The organism is Caproicibacterium sp. BJN0003 (assembly GCF_026314295.1).
In the GTDB taxonomy this organism is placed as follows: Bacteria; Bacillota; Clostridia; order Oscillospirales; family Acutalibacteraceae; genus Caproicibacterium.
The window spans coordinates 809912-828032 of sequence record NZ_CP111108.1 but is presented as its reverse complement, the minus strand read 5'-3'; the positions used below and the strand labels follow the sequence as shown (position 1 = coordinate 828032).

Annotated in this window: 16 protein-coding genes; 4 read left to right on the top strand and 12 right to left on the bottom strand. The window is 44.0% G+C overall.

What is annotated here, in order from left to right:
- Positions 1-59 precede the first annotated feature (59 nt).
- The 3 genes from metF to OP489_RS04065 are packed head-to-tail and all read left to right on the top strand — an operon-like array spanning position 60 to position 4019.
- Positions 60-935, top strand: a complete 876-nt coding sequence (gene metF / locus OP489_RS04075; protein WP_266163075.1) for a methylenetetrahydrofolate reductase [NAD(P)H] — start codon at positions 60-62, stop codon at positions 933-935.
- Complete coding sequence (locus OP489_RS04070; protein WP_266163074.1) at positions 925-1572, top strand: Vitamin B12 dependent methionine synthase activation subunit; 648 nt, start codon at positions 925-927, stop codon at positions 1570-1572. Before metF ends, OP489_RS04070 begins: the two co-directional genes overlap by 11 nt.
- A 35-nt stretch (positions 1573-1607) precedes the next feature.
- Positions 1608-4019 carry a homocysteine S-methyltransferase family protein gene (locus tag OP489_RS04065; protein WP_266163073.1) on the top strand — a complete coding sequence of 804 codons (2412 nt, stop codon included), beginning with the start codon at positions 1608-1610 and terminating at the stop codon, positions 4017-4019.
- A 46-nt stretch (positions 4020-4065) separates the two neighbouring features.
- On the opposite strand, the gene OP489_RS04060 is transcribed toward OP489_RS04065, so the two are convergent.
- Positions 4066-5220, bottom strand: a complete 1155-nt coding sequence (locus tag OP489_RS04060) for an alanyl-tRNA editing protein (protein ID WP_266163072.1) — start codon at positions 5218-5220, stop codon at positions 4066-4068.
- A gap of 205 nt (positions 5221-5425) precedes the next feature.
- Here OP489_RS04060 and OP489_RS04055 point away from each other — a divergent pair, with 205 nt between their 5' ends.
- Positions 5426-5815, top strand: a complete 390-nt coding sequence (locus OP489_RS04055) for a hypothetical protein (protein WP_266163071.1) — start codon at positions 5426-5428, stop codon at positions 5813-5815.
- Positions 5816-5960: 145 nt separating this feature from the next.
- On the opposite strand, the gene OP489_RS04050 is transcribed toward OP489_RS04055, so the two are convergent.
- The 11 genes from OP489_RS04050 to recJ form a co-directional block, all read right to left on the bottom strand.
- Positions 5961-6215: an RNA-binding S4 domain-containing protein gene (locus OP489_RS04050; protein WP_266163070.1), complete on the bottom strand. Its 255-nt coding sequence runs from the start codon at positions 6213-6215 to the stop codon at positions 5961-5963.
- 81 nt (positions 6216-6296) lie between these two features.
- On the bottom strand, positions 6297-6572 hold the full coding sequence (locus tag OP489_RS04045; protein WP_180341093.1) for an HU family DNA-binding protein: 276 nt from the start codon (positions 6570-6572) through the stop codon (positions 6297-6299).
- 73 nt (positions 6573-6645) lie between these two features.
- A complete protein-coding gene (mazG, locus tag OP489_RS04040; RefSeq protein WP_266163069.1) occupies positions 6646-7317 on the bottom strand; it encodes a nucleoside triphosphate pyrophosphohydrolase in 672 nt (223 codons plus the stop codon).
- A 67-nt stretch (positions 7318-7384) separates the two neighbouring features.
- Positions 7385-9109, bottom strand: coding sequence for a putative polysaccharide biosynthesis protein (locus OP489_RS04035; RefSeq protein WP_266163068.1), 1725 nt, complete (start codon positions 9107-9109; stop codon positions 7385-7387).
- A 125-nt stretch (positions 9110-9234) separates the two neighbouring features.
- The gene (locus OP489_RS04030; RefSeq protein ID WP_266163067.1) at positions 9235-10068 is read right to left on the bottom strand and encodes an EFR1 family ferrodoxin; all 834 of its coding nucleotides are present in this window, start codon (positions 10066-10068) and stop codon (positions 9235-9237) included.
- Positions 10069-10158: 90 nt separating this feature from the next.
- Entirely contained in the window at positions 10159-10554 is a 396-nt protein-coding gene (locus OP489_RS04025) for a zinc-ribbon domain-containing protein (protein WP_266163066.1), read from the bottom strand.
- 116 nt (positions 10555-10670) lie between these two features.
- Positions 10671-11624: a uridine kinase family protein gene (locus OP489_RS04020; protein ID WP_266163065.1), complete on the bottom strand. Its 954-nt coding sequence runs from the start codon at positions 11622-11624 to the stop codon at positions 10671-10673.
- Positions 11621-13102, bottom strand: a complete 1482-nt coding sequence (gene hemZ / locus OP489_RS04015) for a coproporphyrinogen dehydrogenase HemZ (protein WP_266163064.1) — start codon at positions 13100-13102, stop codon at positions 11621-11623. Before hemZ ends, OP489_RS04020 begins: the two co-directional genes overlap by 4 nt.
- Positions 13099-13731, bottom strand: a complete 633-nt coding sequence (locus OP489_RS04010) for an MBL fold metallo-hydrolase (protein ID WP_266163063.1) — start codon at positions 13729-13731, stop codon at positions 13099-13101. The genes hemZ and OP489_RS04010 overlap by 4 nt, the downstream gene beginning before the upstream one ends.
- 37 nt (positions 13732-13768) lie before the next feature.
- The gene (locus tag OP489_RS04005; RefSeq protein WP_266163062.1) at positions 13769-15955 is read right to left on the bottom strand and encodes a RelA/SpoT family protein; all 2187 of its coding nucleotides are present in this window, start codon (positions 15953-15955) and stop codon (positions 13769-13771) included.
- Positions 15930-18011 (bottom strand): single-stranded-DNA-specific exonuclease RecJ, encoded by a 2082-nt coding sequence (gene recJ, locus OP489_RS04000; RefSeq protein WP_266163061.1) that lies wholly within the window; start codon positions 18009-18011, stop codon positions 15930-15932. Before recJ ends, OP489_RS04005 begins: the two co-directional genes overlap by 26 nt.
- Between the last annotated feature and the right edge of the window lie 110 nt (positions 18012-18121).

The window sequence follows — 18121 nt, the reverse complement described above, 5'->3', positions numbered from 1 at the left end:
CCTTTTTTGTTATAATATGAAACAAAAGATTTGGCGCAGTTACAAAAGGGGATTTCATTATGAAAATTATCGACCTATTAAATAGCGGACATACTACCATTTCCTGTGAGCTGTTTCCTCCCAAAAAGGGAGAAGATCTACCCCAGGCGCAGGAAGTTGTAAAGCAAATTTCCGCTCTGCATCCCGCTTTTATGAGTGTTACTTACGGAGCAGGCGGCGGAACAAGTGCGACAACCGTTCGAATTGCACAGGAAATTCAAAAAAGTCATGTGCCGGCTCTTGCACACCTAACCTGTGTCTCTTCTACGCGGGATGAGATTTCTGAGCGTCTCGCAGGACTGAAAAAAGCTGGAATTGAAAATATTTTGGCACTGAGAGGCGATATCCCGGAAGGCAAAGATTTCCCCACACCAAATCAATATCACTATGCGAGCGAACTGATTCGGGAAATTAAAACACAGGGTGACTTTTGTATCGGCGGAGCCTGTTATCCCGAAGGTCATGTGGAATGTGCGCATAAGACGGAGGATATTCGTCATCTGCATGAAAAAGTTGAAGCCGGCTGTGATTTTCTGACCAGCCAGATGTTCTTTGATAATGATCTATTCTATAATTTTATGTTTCGCGCTTTGGCAGGCGGCGTCAATGTGCCGATTATTGCAGGCATTATGCCGGTGACAAATGCAAAACAGATTACCCGCATCTGCTCACTTTCCGGAACAATTCTTCCCCAGAGATTCAAGGCGATCGCCGACCGCTTTGGTTCTGATCCGAAAGCGATGAAACAAGCTGGAATTGCTTATGCCACCGAACAGATCATCAACTTAATCAGCAACGGGGTTCCCCACATCCACATTTATACGATGAACAAGCCTGATATTGCTGCGGCAATTTTTCACAACCTCTCCGACGTCATCTCCTGCGATGGAAATTAACCGTCGGGAAATCGAACGTTATCTAGGGTTTCGGGGACATCCGGCCGATCCCCAAACCAGAGAACGGATCGAATCCTGCTTAAAAGAACTTCTCGATAGAATTCGGCCGCGAAGCATTTATGCAAATTATCCAGTAACGTTATCTGGTTCTCTCTGCAAAATTGGCCCTTTTAAAACAGAAAGCCATGATTTAGCTCACCATCTTAATCTCTGTAAAAGCGCCTATCTTTTTGCAGCGACACTTGGTCCCGTGCCTGATCTTCTGATTCGCCGCGCAACCACACAAGATATGAGTCTTGCCCTCATTTATCAGGCAAGTTCCGCAGCGCTGATCGAATCCTACTGCAATGAGATCTGCTCTTCTCTGCGGTCGTCTATTCATTCAGACGGCCTCTTCCTCAAGCCGCGCTTTTCTCCGGGATATGGAGATTTTCCGCTCTCCGGTCAAGGCTCTCTGCTTCGAATTTTAGAGGCCGAAAAACGAATTGGCCTGACTGCTACCGAAAGCGATATTCTTGCCCCCTCCAAAAGTGTAACAGCAGTTATCGGCGTCACCACAGAAGGACAAGACTGCCACGAAGGGCATTGTAGCTCCTGCAAAAAAACAGACTGCGAATTTCGAGATCCAGACGCATAAAAATTATTTTTCACAGAAAAAGAAGGGAGATCTCCATGAATTTTTTAGAGACTTTAGGAAAACGCATTCTCTTTTTTGATGGCGCAATGGGAACACAACTGCAAAAATACGGACTGAAAGCCGGAGAAACACCAGAACTCTGGAATCTTTCGCATCCGAAAATTCTGAAGAAGATTCATGAAGACTATCTTCGAGCTGGTTCTGATATTATTACAACCAACACCTTTGGCGCCAACAAAATCAAACTACAAGGAAAAGCTTCTGTAAAAGACGTTGTCACGGCAGCTGTTACATTGGCTAAAGAAGTTGCCGCTCCCAGAGAAAAGCTCGTTGCTCTCGATATGGGACCAACCGGACATCTCCTAAAGCCTATGGGAGACCTCGATTTTGAAAAAGCATATGAAGCCTATTTTGAAGCTGCTTCTGTTGGTGAAAAAGCCGGTGCTGATCTGATTTTAATTGAAACCATGAGCGATACCTTCGAATGCAAAGCGGCACTGCTTGCCGCCAAAGAAGCAACTTCACTTCCAGTACTCGTCACGATGACTTTCGACGAAAAAGGAAAACTTTTAACAGGCGGTGATATTGAAGCGGCCGCCGTTTTGCTGGAAAGTCTACATGCAGATGCGATCGGCTTTAACTGTGGGCTTGGTCCTAACCAAATGAAGCAATTCCTTCCGCGTCTGCAAAAATGCACTTCTCTTCCGATCTTGATTCAGCCGAACGCAGGCCTTCCGAAAGTGATAAATGGAGAAACGCTTTATGATGTTACCCCCGACCAATTTGCGGCAGCAATGCGGGAAATGGCGGAAGACGGGGCATGGATTTTGGGCGGGTGTTGCGGCACAACGCCGGACTATCTTCGCAAAACGGTCGAAGCCTGCAGAGAAATCGTTCCGAAGTGGCTTTCCGTCCACGATGAGACTGTCATTTCAAGCTATAGTCACGCTGTTTTCCTAAAGGATCGCACAATCCTTATTGGAGAACGAATCAACCCTACCGGGAAAAAGCGTTTTCAGCAGGCGCTGCGTGAAAACGATATCGATTATATTCTACGGGAAGGAATCACGCAACAGGAAAACGGTGCCGATGTGCTGGATGTTAACGTCGGTCTTCCCGATATTGACGAAAAAAAGCTTCTTCCTGAGATTACAAAAGCCTTGCAGGGGATCACCGATCTTCCTTTGCAACTCGACACCAGCGATCCTGCCGCAATGGAAAACGCACTTCGCATTTATAATGGAAAACCTCTCATTAACAGCGTAAACGGCAAGCAGGAAGTAATGGATGCCATCTTTCCTTTAGTCAAAAAATACGGCGGTGCTGTCATCGCTTTAACACTGGACGAATCCGGAATTCCGGAAACTGCCGACGGTCGGATTAAAATTGCTGAAAAAATTCAAAAAGAAGCACAAAAATATGGGATTCCAAAAAAGGATTTAATTATCGACGCTCTTGCAATGACAATTTCTGCGGGACAAAAAAGTGCGGCCGTTACGCTGGAAACGCTTTGCCGTGTCCATGAAGAGCTGGGAATGAAAACATCCCTTGGCGTATCCAATATTTCCTTTGGCCTTCCCTGCCGGGAAAAAATTAACGCTGCTTTCTTTATAACGGCAATGCAATCAGGTCTTTCCGCCGCCATCATGAATCCAAATAACGGCGCTATGATGGATGCTTTTCGCTCCTACAATGCACTGATGGGGTTTGACACACAGTGCATGGAATATATCAATGCCTATAAAGATGTAAAACCGCAAAAAACAGTCTCCCAAAAAATCTTAACTTCTGCTCCCCAAAAAGAGATTGCTCCGGGTGACACTCAAAATGCTTTTCGAAAAGCGATCGAAAAGGGACTGAAAGAAAGTGCGCACGACACAGCCGCAGCACTCTTAAATGAGGGGATTTCTCCGCTCCAGATCATCAATCAACATCTGATGCCCGCACTCGATAAAGTCGGAAAAGACTTCGAAGAAGGCACCCTATTCCTGCCGCAGCTTTTGATGAGCGCAGAAGCTGCCAAATCCGCCTTTGAAGTTCTGCAAAATGAAATGAGAAAATCAGGTTCCACTCAAAAAAAAGCGAAAATTGTTCTTGCTACCGTCAAGGGAGATATCCATGACATTGGAAAAAACATTGTTAAAGTGCTTTTGGAAAACTACGGATACGATGTCATTGATTTAGGAAAAGATGTTGACCCACAGAAGGTCCTAGAAGCAGTCCAGCAAAATGGGGTGAAGCTCTGTGGGCTCTCTGCACTGATGACTACAACGGTCGTCAATATGGAAGAAACCATTAAGTTGCTCCACCAAAAGGCTCCAAAATGCAAAGTGATGGTCGGTGGTGCCGTTTTAAATCCTCAATATGCAGAAAAAATTCATGCGGATTTCTATGGAAAAGATGCGATGGGCAGCGTCCGCTATGCAGAAAAAATCTTTCACAAATAAAGCTTAGAACAAAAAAGGGACGGAATTTTCCGTCCCTTTTTTTGTTCTATTTTTGGTTGAGAGCTTTAAAATAATCTCTGATTTTTTCTTCTTGGGCTTGTACACTTCCCTGTACTAATTCCGGTTTTCCTCCCCCACGGCCATGAAGTGCTGCATTGAGCGCCTTTCCAACCGCGCGGGAATCATTGTCCGAAGAAAGCGCATACTGATATCTTTCGTCTTCCCCGCTAAAGACAGCCGCCAAACGGCTCTTTTTCTTTAGCTCCAGACAAAAGCTACGCAGGTCGTCCCCTTTTAAGCCCTTTTCAAAAATACAAAAGACTCCATTTTCTGGGACCAGCGTTTTTGCTTTCATCTCCAAGAGCTGATGCCGAAGTTCAGCATTCTCCTGACGAAGCTGTGTTTCACTTTCTTTTAGGCGTTCGACGGCCTTCGCAATCTCTCCTGGCTTTGCAGAAAGGAGGGCACTGACAGCTGATACACTGTTTTGTCTCACTTCGTAATCCTGTACCGCCCGAATTCCGCAGAGCATACTGATCCGAATTCCGCCTTTATAATGCAAGAACCCAATCAGTTTAATTGCTCCGATCTCTCCGGTATGAGAAACATGTGTCCCACAACAAGCACAAACATCATACCCCGGAATCGTTACAATTCGCACTGCGCCTGTCAATTCCTTTTTGCTGCGATAATCAATCTTCTCCAATTCTTCTGCACTCGGGTAGGTGATCTCTACCTTTTCATTTTGGTAGACCGCATCGTTTGCCATCAACTCTACAATATGCAGCTGATCTTGCGTTAAAACGCCGTCCAAATCCAGCGTAACACATTCGCTGCCCATATGAAATCCCACATTATTAAAGCCAAACAGCCGATGAATAATTCCTGATACGATATGTTCTCCTGTATGCTCCTGCATTCTCGAAAGACGAAGCGACCAATTAATGCCACCCGTCACATAAGAGCCCTCTTCTAAAGGGCAGTCTGTCTCATGAAAGATAATTCCGTCTTTTTCCTTTGTATCCAACACATTGACCGTATTAAGGACTCCCTGATCCCCCGGCTGGCCTCCCCCTTCCGGATAAAAAGCAGTACGGTCAAGTTCTACCTGCCAGGTTTTCCCTTTTGGTTCGCAGGAGAGAACTTTTCCCCGAAAGCGCCTGCAATACGGGTTCTCATAATAAATTGTCTCTGTTTTCATGATAATTCCTCTTTCATTCTTTTGAACAGTTCTTTTTCCATTATAAGCAAAATAAGATTTAATAAATTCTCTTTTAGAATTATCAAATTTGGAAAAAGCTTTCCATCATCTTGAACTTTTTATGAATCCTTTCAAAAAGGGATTGTTTTTCATAAGCATTGGCGTTACAATCATTTCAATAGTGACGAAGGGAATGTTCTTTCTGATGAATTGGCTTCAAAAATTTATGTATGGGCGACACGGTACCGACCAATTAAATATTGCTTTACTGGTTCTTTACATGGTCCTTGCTCTCATTGGTCAACTAACCGGCTTATGGTTCCTTTATTACCTCGGGTTTGCTGCTATCATTTGGTCCTTTTTCCGAATGTTTTCGCGCAATCACGAAAAACGCTGGGCGGAAAATCAGGCTTTCCTGGGAATCTGGAGTCCTATCTCCAGCCGCATCTTAAGCCTTTTTAGACATCAAAAGGACAAAACACATCGGTATTTTCATTGTCCAAAATGCAAAGCCACCCTTCGTGTTCCAAAAGGACGGGGAAAAATTGAAATCACCTGTCCGAAATGCCAAACTGTGTTTGTAAAGAAAACCTAATCACCAAAAATATTTGATCTTAAAAAATCGGCATGATGCGTTATCATGCCGATTTTTATATTTCAAATTTTAAGAAGTATTTTAAAAATAAATATGGGACCCCAAAATGCTCAAATTTATTTTTTCTGTAATTACTGCGAATGAATTAAGATTGAGAATCCTCCAAAATTTGGTACATGGTCCCCGCATAATCTTTTGTCGCATATTCCTGAACCGACAACACTTTTGCCCGAATCATTTTTGAGCCGAGCGTAATCTCCAAAAGATCTCCCTCTTTGACGTCATAAGAGGCTCGTGCAGGCTTTTGATTGACCAAAACTTTTCCGGCATCGCAAGCTTCGTTTGCAACGGTACGCCGTTTAATCAGTCTGGAAACTTTCAAATACTTGTCAAGACGCATTTTGTCGTCTCCTTCTTTCAAAAAAATAAAAGGCAGCAATATGATCTAAAAAATCACATCACTGCCGCATTCATCTTTCGCTTACTTAGAAACTGCGTCCTTAAACGCTTTGCCAGCCTTAAATGCCGGAATCTTGGAAGCGGGGATCTCGATCTCTTTATTGGTACGGGGATCGCGGCCTTTACGGGCACTGCGATGACGGCACTCAAAAGTACCAAAACCTACCAGCTGAACCTTATCTTCTTTTGCAACAGTTTCTACGACAGTATCAATGACAGCAGCGATTGCACTGTCTGCGTCCTTTTTAGAAAGATTAGCCTTTTCTGCTACGGCAGCGATCAGTTCCGTTTTGTTCATAATCTTTTTACCTCCTAAAATTTCTAGCAATTTCCTTTCATATTCATCGGCAGATGCCGAGAACAAACCATTTTTATTTTCCGGAAGATTTTTCCCATGATTCATATCTCGAAAGATATGCTTCTGTTTCTTTGGAGAGCATTTCTTCCGGCTCTACACCGGCCTTTTTGACAGCCCGAACGGCTTCAAACAAATACGCTCCCGCTTTTTCCGGCGAAATTGTTTTCTCATTTTCTTCTGCTTTGATCTCTTCTGGAAAACCAAGTTTCTGAGCTTTCTTTTGTACTTTTGCCGCACGCATCAGTGCAGGCAACGCCGGTGAAACTGCTTTTAATACCTCAGAACCAGAATCCCGATGTTTGGTGTGATTCTTAATCACATCCCAATTCTTGAGCACTTCCTTAGAAGAATTCACTTTTACCGTAGAAAAGACATGCGGATGACGTTCGATCATCTTATGTGCCAATTCATCTACCACGTCAGCAAAAGTAAAATTCCCTTTTTCACTTTCAATCTGACAGTGAAAAAGCACCTGCAGCAAAACATCGCCTAGCTCCTCACGCATAAGGTCGACATTATCTGTATCAATGGCTTCAACCGCCTCATAAGTTTCTTCGATAAAATTATTGCGAATGGAATGATGATCCTGCTCCCGATCCCATGGGCAGCCATTCGGTGCCCGCAGGATTTTCATGATCTCCAGCATATCCTGAAAATCATAATGTTCTTTGATCGAAAAAGCCATCAGAAGATGCTTCCCCCTTTGACTCAAAAACTGGGTATTTTTATTTTACCGTATCTTTACAGTTTTTTCAAGTACAATCCTTCTTTTTTTCCCGAAATCTGCGTTTCTTTGCGACCTCACGTGGAATCGCATGTAGGATTGCACAAATCAGCAAATATATAACCACTGCAGCCAAAATAGCGGCTAAAACAGCAACAGCTATGTGAAAATATCCACTGAGTATCTTTTCAGTCGTTAGGGCAACCGCTACACAGCATATTCCGCCTAATATTGGTTTCCAAAGCAATGAAAACATTCGCATCTGAACCCCTGTAACTTTGTGCAGGAAATGAAGCCCAAGTACCAAAATAACAAAATAACTCAAAAGTGTGCTGAACGCTGCTCCCAGCACATTCCACTGCGGCATAGGCACCAAGATCCAGTTCATGATTACCTTGACAAGTAATCCGACTCCAAGAATTTTAACAGGAATATCCGCTCTTCCTACCGCCTGCAGCAAACTGTTAACCGAGGTGCCAAGGGCAGAAAAGATTGCAGCAAAGCCGAGATAAAACAAAATTTTGCCTGTGATTCCAGGAGCGTTTTGTGGTCCATAAAGAAAAGTACAGATCGGTTTTGCCAGAAAAGAGATTCCAAGTCCCGCCGGAATTGCCAAAAGTGCAGCGACACTAAAAACCATTTTTAAAGAATCTGCAATTTGTTTTTTAGAACCTGCTGCCCATGCGGCAGTAACATTGGGAAGTGCACTGATTCCAAGAGCCTGAGTAAGCGTTGGAATCAGCAAAAACAAAGTGGTCGCATTTGTAAAACACCCATAAAGGTAAGAGGGAACCTCTCCCAAGCGAATTACTTCCGTAGGCAGTTCTCCTGCATACTGAGTTAATAAAGAAGCGGCGTTTTTCCCCATTAAAATCCGCAGCCCTGCATTGAGCCACGCTGCATCTGCCAGAGTAGAAAGATTGACCGCCAGTGATCCCAACGCTACAGGCAGTGCCATATGCCATAAATTTTTGAGAAGCAGCTTTGGTTCCGATGCCTTTGGAGAAGCTGTGATCTGCTGCTGTGTGATTCCATCCCCAGTCTTTCGATAATGGCACCAGAGATAAAAGAAGCTGACCACGCTGCCGATCGTGACGCCGAAAATTGCTCCGGCAGCTGCCATTGGGAGTGCCGCTAAACGTGCATATTCCTCTGTAGGTTGTGAAACGCCCCAAACAGTCTTGCTTGCTGCATACTCCTCGGCAGCAATCTGCACAGTCTTAATCGAAAAAGCAAGCCCAAAAATCAATCGGCAAAGTGCCTCTAAAATTTGAGAAACTGCTGTAGGGACCATATCTCTTAGTCCCTCATAAAATCCTCTGTAAACTGAGATCATACTGCAAAAAAAGATGCTCGGTGCCAATGCCCAAATTGCCGGCAGCAAACTTCTCGCCTGTCCGGCAGATGACAGCTGCGCATACGGCGGCGCCAAAAGGAGCATCAGTGTAAAACCAAAGAGCCCAACACATAGGAATAGCTTGACCGAAATCTGATGAATGATACGAACATCGCGAAATCTTCCTTTTGCACAGCATTCACTGACAAGGTGAGAAATAGCCACTGGAAATCCGGCCGCCGATAAACTGTAAATTGGAAAATACAAAGAATATGCGCTGCCAAAATAAGACATTCCAACCGGAGTTAAGATCCAGCTCAGCGGAATCTTAAAAAAAGCCCCGAGAAGTTTTACAATTGCTACAGCGCCCATCAGGATCGCTGCTCCTTTTAAAAACCCCTGCCGACGTGTTTTCATAATGCATCCTCTTTTCCCGTATCTGCTTGTTTGATAAATACGGAAAAAACGGACAGATTATGATGATTTCCCCAAAATGAAAAAAACGGATCAGAATTTTTCATTCCAATCCGTTTTTCCTTCTTTTATCCCATCGATTCCGACAAAAAAGTAACCGGCTCTGCCCGACGTTCAAATCCTAGTTCCAACTCACGCTGATGATAGAGATAGTTATGATCATCGTAATATTTGGCGTGCTGAGGACATTTTTTCACGCAGGCCCCGCATTTAATGCAGATCCCGATAAATTCTCGGACATTCTCTGCGCTGATCGAACCCATCGGACAAACTCTGGCACAAAGTCCGCAGTTAATGCAATCATCGTTCGTCTTCGGCTTTACTTTTAGGATATTAACCTTTTCTCCCTTGCGGTCCCGCGGCACATAATAGGGGCGATACGGCTCCTCGCCTTCTACTTTGACCGGCTGGTGCTCCTGCGGCAAATGAGGAAGTATCGCGCAAACTTCTTCTGCAAAACGATCCGCTTTCTGGAGGTCATCCGCATCCGGACGTCCTGCTGCCAAAATCGTCGAAAAAGAATGTTCTCCAATAAAAGCAGCACCTGCAATTGTTAAAAAGCCGTCTTCTTCCAAAATATCACGCAGTTCAATCAGAGCATCATCAAAATTTCGATTTCCATAACAGACAACCGGAACTGCTAATGCTCCGTTTCCCTTAATCGTATGTAAATATTTGACCAGAACATTCGGCACTCTTCCGGCATAAACAGGAACTCCAAAAATCACTAGATCTCCTTTGGAAAATTCCTTGACATTTTCTCTTGCTCCCGGCAAAGTAAAATCAAAGGTTTCCGCTTTTCCTGCCTTCAAAACTTCTGCTGTTCTCTGCGCGATCCGTTCTACAACTCTCTCTGTTGTGCCGGTCGCACTAAAATAGGATGCCCACACTTTATAACTCATTTTTATTAAAGCCCCTTCCTTTTTAGCCTATGATCCTCATAAAGAAACACCCCCAGCTAATCATTGCTGAGGGCGCTTTGCTTTTGAAAATTACTCTTCTTTCGGGCCTTCCTGCTGCTCTTCGTCTTCATGAAGTTTATTCCCGCATTTGCTGCAGTAAGTGGCATCTGAAACATTTTCAGCGCCACACTTCTTGCAGATGATTTTGTTGCTGCTTGCAGAAAGCTGATTGTTAATTGCATCGAGCTGCTCATACAGTTCATCGATTGTTTTGACACTTTCGTCCAACAATTCATCCGAGAGATTATCTGTCTTTTTTGCATCGTATACAACGCGTCCAAGTGCTTCAAACTGCTTACTAATCTCATTATTCACATCAGCTGCATTAATCCGAAGCTTTGATACATCAATAAATTTTTCTGCTTTTTTCCCAACGACATCAGCGGCAGATTTTGCATTGATTACAACGTCCTCAAAAAGTCCCATAAAAACACGCTCCTTTGTTTCTATTTTGATAAAAATTTTCTGTATATTTCCCATATAATGGGTTGATTATAACAAATTAAATCGATAAAAGCAATGACCTAATCGTAAACAATTCGTTAATCATAAAACCCACCGCCAAGAAATTCTCTTAAAAGAGAATTTTTGGGAACCAATTCCGGTGAAATGGCTCGAAACAGTTTCAATACAAAAAACAGCTGCTGTGCAATCTCATATTCTTTTCCTTCCGATTCTTCCACATCTCTCAGAAGTCCCATTGCACGCGTTCGAAAGACACAGGGCTCATAAGCATGAAGAGAATTAATCGTATAATCCGCTTGTGAACGGAATGGCTTAATGTACCGATATTCTCCATTCATCACAGAAGGCCACATGGCAATCGTTTGAGCTGGATTTGTGCTGCGAAATGCATAATCACGCACGATTCTGCGAATCATCCGTACTTCATTTGGCCCTAAAAGCTGCTCATTTTTATACTCAATGCCCTGCTTAACACTAATATAGATTTTAATAAGTCCCTCTTTTGGAATACCGCCCGAAAAAATTGGATTTAATGCATGAATGCCTTCTACAATTGCGATGCCGCCCGGTTTCAATGCAATATGTTGTAATTCTTTAAAAGGACAGTGATGATGAAAATCGAACTGCGGTTTATCACATGCACTATGTTCCATCAGATCTTTTAATGAACGCTGAACATCTTCAATCCGCAACGCATAAATCGATTCAAAATCCGGCGTTCCATCTGCGTTTTTCGGTGCCTCCTGTGGCATTTTATAAAAATCATCCAATGAAATAACCTGAGCATCATTTCCTAATTCAATGAGACACTGTCCGAGCATGTGAGCTGTTGTCGTCTTCCCACTGCTGCTGGGACCTGCCAAAAGCACTATTTTTGTCTTTCTTTTTAAAAGATCGGCGGCAATATTCGAAAGTTCTTTATGAAACGATTTTTCACTTAAATCGATCAGGTGTTGGGGATTTCGAATTGCACAGTCATTGATTGCCTCTACCTGGTTTAGATGCTTTACATAATTTTTCTGCTCTTTCATGACAGTTCGCTCACCTGCTCTTTTCTCTCAAGAATTTCTTCATGACGAGAAATATATTCAAAAGGATATTTAAAATTAAAAATTCTGCGGATACGCTGACCGGATTTCTGCGGTACACAGAGTTTTGTGACTGCCCCCGCTCCACAACCTAAAATATGCTGGCTTTCATCCATAATAAACACATTATAAGGACTTTCAAATCCCGGTTTTGCAAAGCCGACATTTTCCAAATTGCCAACCATCCTGCTTTGGCGATAAAGATAATATGGGGTATATCCGTTTTCCGGCAGAATCCGATCCGCATAATCCAACATGACGGATGCTGCTGCTGCGTCTTCCTGAATTTTTCCTTCTTGATAAAGACGAGAGGAACGCTTTAGTGCGAGATCGTGCACCGTTATACTCTCCGGTGCCCATTCTAAAAGCGTATTCAGCGTATTATAAAAGCTTTCGACAGGTTCTCCCGGAAGCCCTACAATCAAATCCATATTGATATTGTCAAATCCCGCTTCTCTTGCCATCAGGAAGGCTTCCCTTGTCTGTTCTGCCGTATGACGTCTTCCGATCACCTCGAGAATCCGGTCGTTAAGCGTCTGTGGATTAATGCTGATTCGGTCTGCACCGCATTTTTTCAGCACTGCAAGTTTTTCTGATGTAATCGTATCTGGTCTTCCTGCTTCCACCGTATATTCCCGACAAAACGAAAGATCAAAAAAACGCTTTACACAACTAAGTACCTGATCTAGTTGCTGTGCCGTCAGAGTAGTCGGAGTTCCACCACCCATATAAACAGAAACAAGATGTAAATTTAACTTTTTCGCCTGCTTCGCCGCAGCCTCTATTTCTTTGCAGAGCAACTCTACATACTGCGGAATTAATTTCATTGTTTTTTCTACACTGGAAGAAACAAACGAACAATAGGCACACCGGGTTGGACAAAACGGCACCGAAAGATACAAGCTAAAATCCTGCGGTGAATTCTGAGCCAGAATTTTTTCTTCTCGATGCATCGTCTTTGACGCAAGCGAAATTTTTTCAGGACTGACCAAATAGGCCTCGCAAAAATATCTTGAAGCTTCCTTTTCTCCATAGGCTTCTGTTAAGCGACGAAATAACTTGACCGGTCGAACACCCGTTAAGAGCCCCCAACGCGGCGTAAATCCACAGGCTTCCTTTAAAAGTCCAAAAAGGAGGACCGCCAACTGCCGCTCCTTTTCATCTCCAAAAAGCACCGGATCTTCCGCATGATAAAAATCTTCTGCTGTTTCTTTTTTTGATCCAATCTGAAGACTAGCCGTTAATCTAATTTTTCCGTTTTCAGCATGAATTCCGGTATAAGCAGTAATCGGGTCCTCTTTTGACTGTTCTTCCAAGCCATTCCCCTTTTCGATTACATAAATTGGCTGAAGGGGATAAAACAGTCGGCAAAGCGCTTCCATCTCATAATGAAAGTCATGTCCGTCAAGAATCAGATTCATAGAGAACCTGCTTCCGTATCCATATAGGGATTATACTTTCTCTCCCACGAAAGAGTTGTCTTTTCTTCATGTCCAGGATAAATTTTATAATCACCGGAAAGCGCTTTTAATTTTCCAATGGAATGAATCATATCTTGATAACTGCCGCTTGGAAAATCTGTACGGCCAACTGTTCCTTTCATCAAAGTATCTCCGGAAAAAATAGCATTTCCGGTTAAAAAGCAGCAGCTTCCCTTTGTATGACCAGGTGTATGAATCTCTCGAATATCCAAATTACCAAGAGAAAATGTTTCATCTTCTCCTAAAAGCCGTTCAATTGGAAACGTTTCAATCGGCGGAAATCCTACTTCGCTCGTCAGATTGAGACTGCTGTCAGTTGCCATCTGCTGATCTTCTTTTTGCAGATAAACTTTTGCCTGTGTTTCTTTTACTGCTTGAGCAACTCCCATAATATGATCAAAATGTGCATGGGTCAATAAGATCAATTCCACATTTTTTCCCCGAATTGCATCTGCAAGTTTCTGATCCCAAAAGCCGGGATCAATCACCGCCGTTTTTTTTGTTTCGTCATCTGTCAGCAAATAACAGTTCGTCGGCAGCGGACCCCCGGCAATTTCTTCTATGGTCATATCAGAACCTCCTATGCTTTTTGAAAATTTTGTTTTCTCAGGAACGCCGAATTGAAATGATCCCGTTAACCATTTCCAGACGACTGATAATGCTCTCCAGATGATCTCTTCCATTTACCGTAATAGAAGCTGAGATCACTGCATTCCCATCTTTTGTCTGGCGAGAATTTAACGAATGAATAAAAAGGCGCATGTTGAAAAATTGCTGCGTAATATCCGCAAGAAGTCCGGAACGATCCTGCGCCACAATCTCCAGTGTTGTCTTAAACTGCTCCTTAACTTCTCCTGCCCAATGAACGCTAATCCAGCGTTCCGGTTCCGGTGCATCAGAAATCCGACGCGGTACATTGCTGCAGGAACGCTTATGAATGGAAACACCATATCCCCGGGTGACAAAACCGATAATCTCATCTCCCGGAAGCGGATTGCAGCAGCGAGAAAACTTAATCAGGCAATTATCCATTCCATCTACGATGACGCCTTCTACTGCTTTTCCCGAAGATGGTTTCGCAGCAGCCGGCTTTATTTCATTCTCCAGAGCATGATGGTTCTTCTGATATTCTTCTTTGAGCCTCGGCATTATTTTCCAAAGCTGAATGCCACCATAACCAATGGCAGCATAAACGTCGTCCTCTGTATCGCACGACTGCTTTGCGCCCAATTTCATCAGAACTGCTTTCCGTTCTTCCTCTGTATAACTAATTCCACCGCGCTTTAGTTCGCGCTCGAGTTCTTCTCGCCCTTCAATAATATTTTCTTCGCGCTTCTCTTTTTTGAACCATGTGCGAATCTTATTGCGCGCTTCACTTGTCTTTACAATTTTTAGCCAGTCACGGCTGGGACCTCTGGCCTCTTTACTGGTGAGGATCTCAACAATTTGACCCGTTTTTACCTTCGTATCAATCGGGACGATCCGCTTATCTACTTTGGCCCCCACCATTCGGTTACCGACCTCACTGTGAATCGCATAGGCAAAATCAATCACGGTACTGCCAACCGGCAGATTAATCACTTTGCTTTGCGGCGTAAAGACAAAAACTTCTTCCGGCGCAAGGTCACTTTTGATCGTTCGAATTAAATCGGTCGCATCGGCATCATCCTGCTGCGTTTCCAAAAGCTGACGAATCCATGCCAGCCGTTTCTCAAAGGAATCTTTTCCTCCACGACCATCTTTGCCGACTCCCAACTTATATTTCCAATGTGCAGCAATACCATATTCAGCTGTATGGTGCATTTCCCATGTACGGATCTGCACTTCAAACGGGACGCCATCTTCTGAGAGTACCGTCGTATGCAGAGACTGGTACATATTTGGCTTTGGCGTTGAAATATAATCTTTAAAACGGTTTGGCAGCGGACGAAACATATCATGAATGACTCCAAGCACGTTGTAACAGTCATTTACGGTATCAACAATGACACGCACGGCATACACATCATAAATCTCATCAAAGTTTCTGCCTTGAATAAACATTTTTCGATAAATTCCGGTGATGCTCTTAACACGTCCTTCGATATAAACATTCGGAATGATCTGCTGCAGGCGTTCTTTAATTCCCCTTTTCGTTCGTTCAATAAACTCGTTGTGCAGATTGCTGCGCTGTTTTAAACTGTTTTCAATTTCTTCGTATGCAACCGGATCAAGGCATCGCAGAGAAATATCTTCTAGTTCCTCTTTGATCGTACGGATACCAAGGCGATCTGCAATAGGAGCATAAACCTCCATGTTTTCCAAAGCCTTATCGCGCTGCTTCTGCGGACTCCAAAATTCCCGTGTACGCATATTATGCAGCCGGTCTGCCAATTTGATAATGATAACCCGAATATCCTCACTCATTGCAATCAGCATTTTGCGGATATTCTCCGCCTGCTGCACTTCACGCGAAGAATGCGGAATTTTTCCGAGTTTTGTCACGCCGTCAATCAGCCCTGCAATTTCCGGTCCAAACAATTTACGAAGTTTTGTAAGGTCGGTAGCAGTATCTTCCGCTACATCATGCAAAAGGCCTGCTGCGACACTTTCAGAATCCATTCCCAGCTCTACCAGAGTACAGGCAACCGCCACCGGATGCGAAATATACGGCGCACCGGAAAGCCGTTTCTGATCTCCATGAGACGCCAGCGCAACATCATAAGCACGCCGGATCAGATCCATATCATAATCATGTTCACTGCCTGACATCAATGCGGTCAGATCATCATACGTTTTCAGCGGATACGCCATACACACTCACCTCTCTTTCTGGCAGAAACTGTTCGATATAATGAATTGCAGAACAATCCATCAAATCAACTTTCTGCGGATTTGGAATCATCTTAATTTGATACTGTCCACCAAAGTCTTCCATATGAATCAAATTTTTCTCAGAAAAAATATACAGAATTGTCAATATCTTCTCCATTGGAAGTTCAATTAAACGAGAAATTCCCTCTTCTGAGCCCTGATATCCATTTTGGGCCCGCAAAATCCGATAAAGCTGCGCTGCGTCGCTGCGACTTGGCAAAACTGCAGTGGCTTCCTTCGGTGAAAGTGCTTCCTTCCGAAGCATTTTTTCATAATTCTGCCTGCCTGCAATCATCAATTCTGGAGAACAGGCACTCAGCTTCATCTCTCTAATATAAATGGACAGGGTATCCTGCCCACGAAATGGGTGACATTCCAAAGTGACTGCCAGATCGAGCTTCGTCCCGATTTGATAGGGAAGCTGTTCTTCGGTCATACCAAACTTCATACACTGCAAAAAGGTTCCGTCCTTTTCCACCTGCAGGCGCAAATGCTTTCCGTTTCCGACCGGATGAATGCTTGTTAAAGTGACCCCAAAGATTCCAAAAAGCGGTGCCGGATTCCCGGTTCCAAATGGTTCCAGAAGAGAAGCAGCTCTTGGAATCTCCAAACTGATTTTTGACGGCTTTAAAATACCATCCAACATGAGTTCTGGAACCGGCATCGGACAGTTTAAAGCATAAGCATAATGATTGATACGGGTTCGGAACAATTCGAGATTTTGTGGAGCGAGTGAAAGTCCTGCGGCCATAGGGTGTCCACCAAAGCGGGTCAAAAGATCCCGGCAGCTATAAACCGCATCAAAAAGGGAAAAGCCCTCTACACTTCTCCCAGAGCCTCTTGCTTCCTCTCCGGTAACAGAAATTACAATGCTGGGCTTTTCGAACCGTTCGGTCAGGCGCGATGAAACAATTCCAATCACACCATGATGCCAGTTTTGTCCTTCCACCACAATCACACGATCTAAAAGGCGTTGAGGTTCCCTATGCAAGAGCTCCATTACCTCTTCCATAATCTGTTCCTCTGTTTCCCGACGCCGGTCATTATCTGCACAGATTTGGGCAGCAAGCGAATCCGTCTCCATAGGATTCTCCCCAATCAAAAGTTCTACCGCTCTCTTTGGAGACCCCATTCTACCGGTGGCATTCAGACGCGGTACCAGCGAAAACGCAACGGTAGTAGCGCTCAATGCCTGCTCTTTTACTCCTGCGTATTCCATTAAAGCACGCAGTCCCGGGCGATTGGTTCTTGGTAAAAGACGTAATCCCTCTTTTACCAAAATACGATTTTCTCCAACCAGCGGAACCACATCCCCGATCGTTCCAAGCATGGCGAGTTCCGCATATTCTTCTAAAAGGCTCTCTGTATCCGCATATTCGCCTTCCATTGCCAAAATCAGTTTAAAAGCGATCCCAGCTCCACAAAGCATCTTGCAGGGACTTTGATCTTCTTTCCGATGAGGATCCACCACCGCTTCGGCCTGTGGAATCTCTCCCTGCGGCTGATGGTGATCCGTAATGACCAGTTTCATTCCCAGTTCTGCTGCTCTCTTTGCTTCTGCAATGGACGCGATCCCATTGTCGACCGTAACGATCAACTGAATTCCAAATTCTTTCAGCTTTTCAATGGCGTGAAGATTCATCCCATAACCTTCACCTTCCCGCTCCGGAATATAGTAATTCACATCTGCCCCGCAGCTCGCAAGATAGGAAACAAGCATTGCCGTTGCAGTTACACCATCCGCATCGTAATCTCCATAAACCGCGATCCGTTCCTCCGTATCGATTGCTTGCTGAATTGCAGAAACTGCTTTTCCCATATCCAGCATCAAAAGCGGATCCGAAATTGACTGACCTTCCAGCATTTCATGCATTTTTTGGGAATCATCAAATCCACGGTTCTGCAGCAAAGCAGCAGTCATCGCTGGAATTCCGAGCTGCCGCGCACACTTAACAGCAGCAGCATGATCGCATGGTGCAACCTTCCAATGCTTCATTCCTATCCTCCTCCCCTTCATTTTTCAAATAATGACGGAATAATATATTTTATCATTTTTAGCACTTTGTTTCAACCTGCAATTCAAAAGTCTGCAATAAAAAAGATACC

Bases quoted from the DNA above. Each gene is read 5' to 3' on its own strand.
- OP489_RS04005 (WP_266163062.1), bottom strand. From the start codon at position 15,955: ATGGCGTATCCGCTGAAAACGTATGATGATCTGACCGCATTGATGTCA.
- OP489_RS04065 (WP_266163073.1), top strand. From the start codon at position 1,608: ATGAATTTTTTAGAGACTTTAGGAAAACGCATTCTCTTTTTTGATGGC.
- OP489_RS04045 (WP_180341093.1), bottom strand. From the start codon at position 6,572: ATGAACAAAACGGAACTGATCGCTGCCGTAGCAGAAAAGGCTAATCTT.
- OP489_RS04070 (WP_266163074.1), top strand. From the start codon at position 925: ATGGAAATTAACCGTCGGGAAATCGAACGTTATCTAGGGTTTCGGGGA.
- recJ (WP_266163061.1), bottom strand. From the start codon at position 18,011: ATGAAGCATTGGAAGGTTGCACCATGCGATCATGCTGCTGCTGTTAAG.
- OP489_RS04020 (WP_266163065.1), bottom strand. From the start codon at position 11,624: ATGAAAGAGCAGAAAAATTATGTAAAGCATCTAAACCAGGTAGAGGCA.
- OP489_RS04055 (WP_266163071.1), top strand. From the start codon at position 5,426: ATGAATTGGCTTCAAAAATTTATGTATGGGCGACACGGTACCGACCAA.
- OP489_RS04025 (WP_266163066.1), bottom strand. From the start codon at position 10,554: ATGGGACTTTTTGAGGACGTTGTAATCAATGCAAAATCTGCCGCTGAT.
- OP489_RS04010 (WP_266163063.1), bottom strand. From the start codon at position 13,731: ATGACCATAGAAGAAATTGCCGGGGGTCCGCTGCCGACGAACTGTTAT.
- OP489_RS04030 (WP_266163067.1), bottom strand. From the start codon at position 10,068: ATGAGTTATAAAGTGTGGGCATCCTATTTTAGTGCGACCGGCACAACA.
- OP489_RS04060 (WP_266163072.1), bottom strand. From the start codon at position 5,220: ATGAAAACAGAGACAATTTATTATGAGAACCCGTATTGCAGGCGCTTT.
- OP489_RS04035 (WP_266163068.1), bottom strand. From the start codon at position 9,109: ATGAAAACACGTCGGCAGGGGTTTTTAAAAGGAGCAGCGATCCTGATG.
- metF (WP_266163075.1), top strand. From the start codon at position 60: ATGAAAATTATCGACCTATTAAATAGCGGACATACTACCATTTCCTGT.
- hemZ (WP_266163064.1), bottom strand. From the start codon at position 13,102: ATGAATCTGATTCTTGACGGACATGACTTTCATTATGAGATGGAAGCG.
- mazG (WP_266163069.1), bottom strand. From the start codon at position 7,317: ATGGCTTTTTCGATCAAAGAACATTATGATTTTCAGGATATGCTGGAG.
- OP489_RS04050 (WP_266163070.1), bottom strand. From the start codon at position 6,215: ATGCGTCTTGACAAGTATTTGAAAGTTTCCAGACTGATTAAACGGCGT.